Origin of the sequence: Mycobacterium bulgaricum (assembly GCF_041287165.2) — a bacterium.
GTDB lineage: Bacteria > Actinomycetota > Actinomycetes > Mycobacteriales > Mycobacteriaceae > Mycobacterium > Mycobacterium bulgaricum.
Map to the genome: position 1 here is coordinate 17552 of NZ_JBGGKV020000014.1, position 8876 is coordinate 26427.

Annotated in this window: 12 protein-coding genes and 1 pseudogene; 7 read left to right on the top strand and 6 right to left on the bottom strand. The window is 67.7% G+C overall.

Translation table 11 applies throughout. The annotated features are described in order from the left end of the window. Positions 1-12: 12 nt before the first annotated feature. Positions 13-150, bottom strand: a pseudogene (locus ACAG24_RS25660) (NAD(P)/FAD-dependent oxidoreductase); the annotation flags it as partial. A gap of 228 nt (positions 151-378) precedes the next feature. On the opposite strand from ACAG24_RS25660, the gene ACAG24_RS25665 reads away from it, so the two are divergent. Beyond that, positions 379-1338 (top strand): alpha/beta hydrolase, encoded by a 960-nt coding sequence (locus ACAG24_RS25665; RefSeq protein ID WP_370475220.1) that lies wholly within the window; start codon positions 379-381, stop codon positions 1336-1338. 58 nt (positions 1339-1396) lie between these two features. On the opposite strand, the gene ACAG24_RS25670 is transcribed toward ACAG24_RS25665, so the two are convergent. Further along, complete coding sequence (locus ACAG24_RS25670) at positions 1397-1663, bottom strand: hypothetical protein (RefSeq protein WP_370475221.1); 267 nt, start codon at positions 1661-1663, stop codon at positions 1397-1399. Positions 1664-1824: 161 nt separating this feature from the next. On the opposite strand from ACAG24_RS25670, the gene ACAG24_RS25675 reads away from it, so the two are divergent. Both ACAG24_RS25675 and ACAG24_RS25680 read left to right on the top strand, forming a co-directional pair. Next, a complete protein-coding gene (locus ACAG24_RS25675) occupies positions 1825-2163 on the top strand; it encodes a DUF3253 domain-containing protein (protein WP_370475222.1) in 339 nt (112 codons plus the stop codon). 68 nt (positions 2164-2231) lie between these two features. Further along, the gene (locus ACAG24_RS25680; RefSeq protein WP_370475223.1) at positions 2232-2780 is read left to right on the top strand and encodes a class I SAM-dependent methyltransferase; all 549 of its coding nucleotides are present in this window, start codon (positions 2232-2234) and stop codon (positions 2778-2780) included. Here the strand turns inward: ACAG24_RS25680 and ACAG24_RS25685 are convergent. Both ACAG24_RS25685 and ACAG24_RS25690 read right to left on the bottom strand, forming a co-directional pair. Further along, the gene (locus tag ACAG24_RS25685) at positions 2760-3158 is read right to left on the bottom strand and encodes a DUF4267 domain-containing protein (protein WP_370475225.1); all 399 of its coding nucleotides are present in this window, start codon (positions 3156-3158) and stop codon (positions 2760-2762) included. The genes ACAG24_RS25680 and ACAG24_RS25685 overlap by 21 nt on opposite strands. A gap of 49 nt (positions 3159-3207) precedes the next feature. After that, on the bottom strand, positions 3208-3720 hold the full coding sequence (locus tag ACAG24_RS25690; RefSeq protein ID WP_370475226.1) for a DinB family protein: 513 nt from the start codon (positions 3718-3720) through the stop codon (positions 3208-3210). Between the two features lie 61 nt (positions 3721-3781). On the opposite strand from ACAG24_RS25690, the gene ACAG24_RS25695 reads away from it, so the two are divergent. After that, a complete protein-coding gene (locus ACAG24_RS25695) occupies positions 3782-5323 on the top strand; it encodes a class I adenylate-forming enzyme family protein (protein ID WP_370475227.1) in 1542 nt (513 codons plus the stop codon). Here the strand turns inward: ACAG24_RS25695 and ACAG24_RS25700 are convergent. After that, positions 5295-6176 carry a TIGR03854 family LLM class F420-dependent oxidoreductase gene (locus tag ACAG24_RS25700; RefSeq protein WP_370475311.1) on the bottom strand — a complete coding sequence of 294 codons (882 nt, stop codon included), beginning with the start codon at positions 6174-6176 and terminating at the stop codon, positions 5295-5297. The two genes, ACAG24_RS25695 and ACAG24_RS25700, sit on opposite strands and share 29 nt — an antisense overlap. A gap of 117 nt (positions 6177-6293) precedes the next feature. Here ACAG24_RS25700 and ACAG24_RS25705 point away from each other — a divergent pair, with 117 nt between their 5' ends. Together ACAG24_RS25705 and ACAG24_RS25710 are read left to right on the top strand one after the other, a co-directional pair. After that, entirely contained in the window at positions 6294-7046 is a 753-nt protein-coding gene (locus ACAG24_RS25705; protein WP_370475228.1) for an alpha/beta hydrolase family protein, read from the top strand. Positions 7047-7178: 132 nt separating this feature from the next. Then, entirely contained in the window at positions 7179-7613 is a 435-nt protein-coding gene (locus ACAG24_RS25710; RefSeq protein WP_370475230.1) for an MOSC domain-containing protein, read from the top strand. A 3-nt stretch (positions 7614-7616) separates the two neighbouring features. On the opposite strand, the gene ACAG24_RS25715 is transcribed toward ACAG24_RS25710, so the two are convergent. Continuing rightward, the gene (locus tag ACAG24_RS25715; RefSeq protein WP_370475231.1) at positions 7617-8141 is read right to left on the bottom strand and encodes a hypothetical protein; all 525 of its coding nucleotides are present in this window, start codon (positions 8139-8141) and stop codon (positions 7617-7619) included. Between the two features lie 121 nt (positions 8142-8262). Here ACAG24_RS25715 and ACAG24_RS25720 point away from each other — a divergent pair, with 121 nt between their 5' ends. After that, complete coding sequence (locus ACAG24_RS25720; RefSeq protein ID WP_370475232.1) at positions 8263-8874, top strand: YdcF family protein; 612 nt, start codon at positions 8263-8265, stop codon at positions 8872-8874. Positions 8875-8876: the final 2 nt, after the last annotated feature.

Below are 8876 nucleotides of genomic sequence, written 5' to 3' on the forward strand. Positions count from 1 at the left end.
GTCACTCAGCCCGAGGTCCCCGATGACGAATACCTCCGGATGGCCGGGGACGGACAGATCCGGAGCCACCGCGATGCGGCCCGCCCGGTCGGTCTCGGCCCCCACCACCTCGGCAAGGTGCCTGGCGAAGGGCACCGCCTCGACGCCGGGCGCAACGACCGACTGATGTGCGCCATGCTCAGGGTCCCCGTCGCGCCCTGATACAACGACGGCTGGAACAGATGGCCGGCGGTGCGATCGCGTCTCGAAGCTCGTCGGGCGTAACGGCGAATCGTCACATGACGAAGTAATCCATGCGGCACAACGGCTGCGGGGGGTTGATGTGCAGCGACCAGGCACGCGCGTCTTCGGGCGCGCTCAAGAAGACAGGCTGTTCACATGAATCTGATGCGAGGCGTGTTCCGACGACTCTCTGTTGGCGCTGTGGTGGCGCTGTTGCTCTCCGGGCTCATCGCCGTAGCGGGCGGATCAGCGACCGCCGGGGCGTATTCCCGGCCGGGCTTGCCGGTCGAGACCCTGATGGTGCCCTCGGCGGCCATGGGCCGCGACATACCCGTCAAGTTTCAGGGCGGCGGCCCGCGCGCGGTCTACCTGCTCGACGGTCTACGCGCTCGTGACGACAACAGCGGTTGGGACATCGAGACCGCGGCATTCGAGACCTTCTTCGAATCGGGGGTCTCGGTGGTCATGCCGGTCGGCGGAATGTCGAGTTTTTACACCAATTGGCAGGGCCCAGCCGTCGGCAACGGCACCACGTACAACTATCAGTGGGAAACTTTCCTGACTTCCGAGCTGCCGGCCTACCTGGCCGCCAACAAGGGCATCTCTCCGAGCGGCAACGCCGTGGTCGGCCTGTCGATGTCCGGCAGCGCGGCGCTGATTCTGGCCGCCTACCACCCCGGGCAGTTCAGCTACGCCGGGTCGCTGTCGGGATATCTGAATCTGTCCGACGGGGTGTGGCCCCTGCTGGTCAGCATCGCGATGCGCGATGCGGGCGGCTTCAACTCGGTGTCGATGTGGGGCCTGGGCGGCAGCCAAGCCTGGCGACGCAACGACCCGACCGTCAACGTGGGCCGGCTGGTCGCCAACGGCACGCGCATCTGGGTGTACTGCGGCACGGGGCGCCCGGGTGAACTCGGCGGCGGCGGCGACGTCCCCGGACAGGTGCTCGAGGCGATCACGCTGGACAGCAACAAGAATTTTCAGCGCGCATACCAGTCGGCCGGTGGCGGCAACGGCGTGTTCAACTTCCCGTCCAACGGAACTCACGGCTGGGGCTACTGGGGCGGCCAACTGGGCGCCATGAAGCCCGACATCCAGCGAGTGCTGGGCGCCTGACACAGCGGAAGGCCACCGCGGATCTATGGATCTGCGGTGGCCTTCTGTGTAGTCGGGATCAGTACGTCGGGATGAACACGCCGTTCAGCCAGACGCCCCAGTGCTGCCAACCTTCGTCCCACACCTGCGGCTGGCCGTTGGCCCAGATCGGGTCGACAGGCTTCGGCGGCGCACCTGCCGGTGCGGTACCGGCATTCGGGCCCGCGGGGGGAACAGGCGGCGGCGTCCAACCGGGCTGGGCGGCAGCGGTGGAAGCGACTCCCATCGCGCCTGCGGCGAGCCCGCCGAGGACGGCTGCACTGGCAAGAACTTTGCTCAACATCATCGTGAGTACTCCATTCCGGGTGTTGACCCGCAGTTGACGAGAACGGTTGAAAACTATCCACATCGATGCGTGGGTAAACCCCTCGCGCTGCCGCCCGCCGTCCCAGGTGCTGCCGATTCGCTGGTCAGGGGGTCTTTTGTGGGCTATTCCACACTGGAGGGATGGTTGAGCGGCTGCACACGGAGTTAACAACAATCGCCGGCGGTGACGGCCCCGGCGCCGCCGCGGCACGCACGGCGCTCGGCAACGGACCGCAGCGGCACCGGCTGAAGGCGGCGATCTGTGCGCTCGCCGAGCACCGCGGGCGCGACAGCAGCACATGCCCCTCGGATGCCGCTCGGGCCGTCGGCGGTGCGGGTTGGCGCGAATTGATGGACGACGCCCGGGAACTCGCACGCGAGCTTGCCGCCTCAGGTGCCGTCGAGATCACCCAGGGCGGGAAAGCCGTCGACCCTGAGGGGCAGTGGCGGGGCCCCATTCGAATCCGCAAGCACGGGTGAGCCTTACATCGCCGCCCCTGTTACGGTCGGCAACGGTCAGCGCTTTCGCGGCTGCTTAAGCTTCCTCCATGGTCGCCGAGGACAGGACGCGCTGGGATCGGCGCCACCGCGAGCGCGGGTCGGTGCCGGCCGGCGACGTCGCTCTGCCGCCTGTGTTCAGGCCTTACACAAGCCTCTTCCCCACCGAGGGCCACGCCGTCGAACTCGCGTGTGGCGCCGGTGCGGCGGCGGTCTGGCTCGCGCGCAGGGGTCTCCACGTCTGGGCGTGCGATGTGTCACCGGTGGCGATCGCTGAGGCGACAGAGCTCGCCGTGCGATGCCGGCTGGGCGAGCGATGTACGTTCTCCGTCCTCGACCTCGATGACGGACTCCCGCCCGGCGATCCCGCGAATGTAATGCTGTGCAACAAGTTTCGTGACCGACGTCTCGACGATGCGATGGTCGGCCGGCTCGCACCGCAAGGCATACTCGCAATCAGCGTGCTCAGCGAGGTCGGCGCCTCCCCGGGACCTTTTCGGGCCCGGCCAGGCGAACTGCTGCAGGCGTTCGGGGCCCTGGAGGTGATTGCCGCCGACGAAGCCGACGGCGAGGCGTGGCTACTCGGCCGACGACGGTGACGGTGCCTTCTGAGGGCGCCTCGCGGCGCCCCAGAGGCCGACCCCGATTCCCACGATCGCACCACCGAGACCGATCAGCCTCTGGGACTGCCCCAACTTGTCGTGCACGCTCATGCCGCCCAGGAGGTCGGACGCGTCGGCGCCGCCGGACGCCAGGAACCAGCCGCGGGTATCGCGCCCGCGCACGGCGGTGGCGACCAGCATCCCTCCGATCAAGGCATCCCGGTAACCCATCGATCGCAGGAGCAGGCGTGCGGTCGGAGGCGGTTCGTTCGGATCGCCCCAGAGCCTGTTGGCCCGCAGCGGGTCGACGAGAAACTGGACCCCCGATGCCAGGCGAATGCCGCCGACAACCAGGGCTGCGCGATCCACGGCCATGGCGCGAACCCTACGCAATACCGACACCGGCGGTAGCGATTTTATGAACTCAGACGCCCGTGGCTGCGTCGATGCGTTCGCGGATCAGATCGGCGTGGCCGTTGTGGCGGGCGTACTCGCCGACCATGTGGACGTAGATCCACCGCAGCGACACCTCGGTGCCCATGAACGGGCTCACGTCGTCGAGTTCGTGTCGAATGCAGATCGCTCGCGCTTTGTCGACTTCGCGCTGCCAGATGGCCACCGCGTCGGCGAACCGGACTGCATCCGCGAGTTCGAAACCGCCGTCGTGGCCTCCGGTGTGAGCCGACGGATCGAAGATCGCGGGCGCGGCCTCACGGTCGAGGACGCGGCGAAACCAGTTCCGTTCCACTTCGGCGAGGTGCTGGACGAGACCCTGGAGAGTCAGCGCGGAGGGCGGCACCGATGCCTCGCGCACCTGTTCGTCGTCGAGGCCTGCGCACTTGAGCAACAGCGTGTCCCGGTGGAAATCCAGCCATGCCGTCAGCGTCGTGCGCTCGTCGCTGTTCATCGGAGGCGTCGTGCGTTCGCGTGCAGTCACGGCTGACGATCCTGCCACCGGAATCCGACACCGACGCCGCGATATTGGAGAAGATCGGCGGGTGGACCTCGAACCCCTGACCGTCCCGGCCCTGCTGTCTCGCGCCGTGCGCGAACACGGAGACCGGACCTATGTCATCACCCCGACCGAGCGGCTCACCTACGCCGCGGCCGATCGGCGTTCCGCGGAGCTGGCCCGTTGGCTGCTCGCCCGCGGCGCGGGCAAGGGTTCGAGGATAGGGCTGTTCTTCCCCAACGGCGCGGAATGGGTGACCTGGTGGCTGGCTGTCTCCCGCATCGGCGCGATCGCTGTGCCGCTGAGCACCCTGTACCGCGCGGCCGAGATCGCGAAGGTGGCGCGGTTGGCCGACATCACGGTGCTCGTCGCACCGGCGCGGGTGCTCACCATCGGTGTCGCCGACACGCTGGAAGCAGCGTTCCCGGAACTGAACCGGCAGCAGAACACACGCCTGGAGATCGCCGCGGCACCGTTTTTGAGGACGATCGTGCTCACGGGAGACGAGACCCGCCGGTGGGCCACGCGGCTCGACGGGGATTCCGTCTCGTCCGACATCCAATCCGCCGCCGAGGCCGAGGTCTCCCCCGCCGACATTGCCATCATGGTGCACACATCGGGGTCCACTGCAGACCCTAAGGGGGTCCTGCACACACATGGCACCCTGGTCCGCCAAACGTCGACGTGGCCGGCTGCGATCCGCGCCGTCACCGGATCCCCGGCCGATCCGGTCATTCTGTCCGCGATGCCGTTCTTCTGGATCGGCGGAGTGCTCGCGGCGATGGGCGCTCTGCACGCGCCGATCACCTTGCTCGTGATGGCACGACTGGACGCCGGTATCGCGCTCGACCTCGTCGAGGCCGAGAGGGCCACCGGCATCGTGGGGTGGCCCGCGTTCACCCTGCGGATGCGCGAACACCCCAGCTTCGGCGAACGTGACCTGACGTCAGCGCCGATGCTGCGCGACGGCCCGCTCGATATCGCCATGACCGATGTTCCCGACGGATTCCCGGTGCACCGCACCATGTCTGAGACAGCGGGCGGGTTCGCCTACACAGAAATGAAGATCGTGGACAGCGCCGGCATGGCGGTGACCGATGGCACGGTCGGGGAACTTCTCGTGCGCGGCGTCGGTGTGATGGCGGGCTACAACAAGCGCGAGCGCGGCGAGACATTCGATGCCGACGGCTGGTACCACACCGGCGACCGCGTCTACCGCAGAGCCGACGACCCGCGCCTGTTCTACGTCGGCCGCACCAGCGAGATGATCAAGACGTCGGGGGCGAACGTCTCGCCGCTGGAGGTCGAAGCGGTCATCGAAAGTTTCGACGACATCGCGCAATGCGTGGTGGTCGGTCTCGATCACGTCGAGCGCGGCGAGGAGGTGTGCGCGGTGCTGGTGCCCGCCGCCGACGGAGTCGACGTCGACTCGGTGGCACTGCGGACCCGTGAAGTCCTGTCGACATACAAGGTGCCGACGCGATGGGTCACCGTGTCCAGCGACCAGATCCCCACCCTGGCGAGTGGCAAACTCAACCGAAAAGCGTTGCGCGCCTGGATCAGTTCTCGCGAGGCAGAAGTTCGGTGACGAAGGTCTCGAGGAACCGCTCCAGGTCGATACCGCCCGCCGGCCGGATCACGAACTTCGTCAACCCCGCGGCGAGATACGCATCGATTTGCCGGTGCAACGCCGGCCAATCCTGCGCCACCAGCTCCGCTGGATCGAGATCGGGACGCCGCCTGCGGATCGCGGCGAGGACGGGTGCCGGAAGCTCGCCGTCGCCCACGGCCAGGTTGATGCCGTAATGGTCGTCTGGAACCGCGCGTCCGGCCGAGGCGGCGGCGGCACGGATCGCGGTCACCGCGTGGCCGGCCTCGCGAGGCGTCACGAAACTCCCCAACCAGCCGTCGCCGTACCGTCCGATGCGTTCGAAACCCGGCTTGGATGCGCCGCCGAGCCAGATGTCAACGCGCGACTGAGGTTTGGGAAGAACCGTGACGTCGCGAACGGAAAAGAAGTCACCGCGGAACGTCACCGCGTCCTCGTCGAGTGCGGCGCGTAGCAGACGTAGCGACTCGTCGAAGACAGCTGCGCGCTGACCGTCGGGCACTACGAACGCATCCCGCTCGGCCGGCAGCGCTGACCGCAGGCCGAACACAGGCAGCACCCGTTTCGGCGCCAGCGCTGCCAGCGACGCAAGCTGTTTGGCGACCAGAACAGGATGACGCCCCGGCAGCACGGCCACCGACGTGCCCACTTTCAGGCGGGTCGTGCGAGCCAGCGCGTAGGTCATACCGACGAAGGGTTCGACAGCCGGCGAGTAGACGAGTTCCGAGAGCCACAACGAGTCCACGCCCGAGGACTCGAGCCGGTCGACGACGACGGGCAACCGGTCGGGGGCGACATCGGGGCCGAGTCCGACCCCGAACCGGATCTTCATCGACATGTCCTCCTGCGTCGGCACTCGTCTCAGGCTAGGCAACGTCGGCCGGCCGGCGCCGGGCAGTTTGTTGCGACACCCCGCGTGACGCCAGCGATGCGATGACAGGATGAGCGCGTGGCAGAACGCGTGAGCTTCCCCAGCAGCAGCGGGCCGAAGCTCGCAGGCCTGATCGACCCACCCGAGGGCGAAGTCCGCGGGTGGGGCGTCTTCGCGCACGGATTCACCCTCGGCAAGGATTGCGCTGCGGCGAGCCGGATCTGCAAGCAGCTGGCCAGCGAGGGCATCGGCATGTTGCGGTTCGACAATCTGGGACTCGGCCATTCCGAAGGAGATTGGGGTGACGGCTCCTTCTCCCACAAGGTCGAGGACACCATTCGCGCTGTGGAGTTCATGAACGACCGTGGCCACGAGGTCCGGTTGCTCGTCGGACATTCCTTCGGCGGCGCGGCGGCGATAGCGGCCGCGCACGGCTGCCCCTCGGTGACCGCCCTGGCCAGCGTGGGCGCGCCGTTTCAGCCCGCCCACGTCGAACACAACTATGACGCGTTGCTGCACCGCATCGAGGCCGACGGCGAAGCGCCGTTCCGCGTCGGCGGCAAGGCTTTGACGCTGCGCAGGCATTTCATCGAAGACGTGCGGTCGGCCGATCTACGCGAGCGGATCAAGACGCTGCGCCGCGCACTGCTCGTCATGCACTCACCGACCGACAACACCGTCGGCATCGCGAACGCCAGCGACATCTTCCGCGCGGCGCGCCACCCCAGGAATTTCATCTCGCTCGAGGGCGCCGACCATCTGCTCACAGAGAAAAACCAGGCTGCCAGGGCAGCGCGCATCATCAGCGCCTGGGCCGACCCTTACCTCTGAGCGACACAGGCAAGGGCCGCGCTGATCGGCCTCCGAAGCCTTCCTGCATTCTTGACCGCCTCGCTGGTCGCCGTCACAGCGGCGTTCCGGGCGGCATCCCGGCATCGGGGCACCCACCTAGACTGGCGCTCCGTGCAGGTCATCGCCATCCACATCGCCCCGGGCCGGAAAGTGCCGACGCGTTCGGTCGTCGCCGTCGACGCCGAAGCGGGCGCGGGTCTCGTCGGTGATCGGTATCACGGCACCAAGCACCGGCACGTCACCATCCAGTCGCAGGAGATGCTGAACTTGGCGGCCGCCGATCTCGGGCACCCCATCGATCCCGGCGCGACGCGCCGCAACCTGACCGTCGACGCGGGCCTCATCCCGACGCGCCCCGGCTCCCGGCTGCGGATCGGCGACGTCGAACTGGAGGTGGTCCGTCAGGCCGCGCCCTGCCGGCTCCTCGACGATTGGATCGCCCCTGGCGCGGCCAGAGCGATGAGCCAGCGCGGCGGCTCGGTCTGCCGGATCCTGACGTCCGGATCCATCAGCATCGGCGCACAGGTGGACCTGACTGCCGACTGACGGTCAATTGCCCTCGTCGCCGCCGACCTCCGCGGGGAGGGGCGGCGGCAACGGTGTGGTCGGCGTGGGCTCCGACGACGTGCTCGGCGATTCGGTGGAGGTGCCCGACGATTCGGCTTCATGGAAGTCGACCATCGGTTCGTCGCGAATCACCTTCTCCCCCACACTGACCACGAGGTCGGTCGACGTCACCAGGTAGTCGATGCCGTCGTTGGTCGCAGTGAAGCCTCCGTCGGACGTTCGCGACGCCGGCACGACCAACCGAGCGCCGTCCCGGACCCGGACGCCGCGGTACTCGTAGTCGCCGTCGGTGTCGCGGCAGATCGCGACGCGGGAACTTTCCGTACTGCCGAAGACGACCATCACGTCCGGTGCCGTGCACCGTGCGGTCGAGTCGAGATAACCCTGGCTGTCCGAGGGTGGCGCCGACGATGCGCTGGGCGCCGCGACGAGGAACAGCGGGATTGACGCAAGCGCGGCGACCCCGGCGAGAGCCAGGGGGTGACGGGGTGGGCGGTGAGAAGACATCACCTTCCACCAGACCACGTGCCGGCGGATCGTGCGAATGTCAGCCCGCGATGATCGCGCATCGTTGGCGCTTCGAGACCGGACCGTAATGACTTCGGTTGTCGGGGCGATGAACCGGTTGATGACTCAAAGGTCTGCAGCGACGTGGCGCGGAACGGTGGCGCGAAGCAGGGCGCTGATCGTGGCGTTGGCGATGACCCTCGCGGTGGTCGCAGGCGGTACGTCGGCGGGTGCCGCGCAGGCCGCGCCGCCCCTCGTGGCCAAGGACTTCTCCAAGCCCGCGATCGTGATTCTCGGCTACGGACTCAAGCCCGACGGCACGATGCGGCTGATCCTGCACACCCGTGTGCTCGCCGGGATGGCGGTCGGGCACATGTTCCCGCAATCGCCGATCATCGTCACGGGCGGAAACCCGCGAAACGGCAACACCGAAGCCGGCCAGATGCGCAAGATGCTGCGGCTCTACGGCATTCCCGAGGAGCGCATCATCGTCGAGGACCGGGCCAACAGCACGGAGCAGAACGCAGCATTCTCGGTGCCATTGGCCAAAAAGGCCGACACCTCAGGAATCATCCTCGTCACGTCGTCGTCGCATCAGGATCGCGCGGACGGGAACTTCGCCGATGCCGGCGGCAACATCCTGGCGACGGTGAGCTTTCCGGACAACAATCCGTCGATCAACGTCGCGCAGTTCGTCAGGGACGTCATCAGCCCGTTCATCACCGTCAGCTAGCG

Excerpts from the sequence above, each read along its gene's own strand:
- ACAG24_RS25700 (WP_370475311.1), bottom strand. The coding sequence starts at position 6,176 with ATGAAGATCCGGTTCGGGGTCGGACTCGGCCCCGATGTCGCCCCCGAC.
- ACAG24_RS25675 (WP_370475222.1), top strand. The coding sequence starts at position 1,825 with ATGGTTGAGCGGCTGCACACGGAGTTAACAACAATCGCCGGCGGTGAC.
- ACAG24_RS25715 (WP_370475231.1), bottom strand. The coding sequence starts at position 8,141 with ATGTCTTCTCACCGCCCACCCCGTCACCCCCTGGCTCTCGCCGGGGTC.
- ACAG24_RS25680 (WP_370475223.1), top strand. The coding sequence starts at position 2,232 with ATGGTCGCCGAGGACAGGACGCGCTGGGATCGGCGCCACCGCGAGCGC.
- ACAG24_RS25720 (WP_370475232.1), top strand. The coding sequence starts at position 8,263 with ATGACTCAAAGGTCTGCAGCGACGTGGCGCGGAACGGTGGCGCGAAGC.
- ACAG24_RS25665 (WP_370475220.1), top strand. The coding sequence starts at position 379 with ATGAATCTGATGCGAGGCGTGTTCCGACGACTCTCTGTTGGCGCTGTG.
- ACAG24_RS25685 (WP_370475225.1), bottom strand. The coding sequence starts at position 3,158 with ATGGCCGTGGATCGCGCAGCCCTGGTTGTCGGCGGCATTCGCCTGGCA.
- ACAG24_RS25670 (WP_370475221.1), bottom strand. The coding sequence starts at position 1,663 with ATGATGTTGAGCAAAGTTCTTGCCAGTGCAGCCGTCCTCGGCGGGCTC.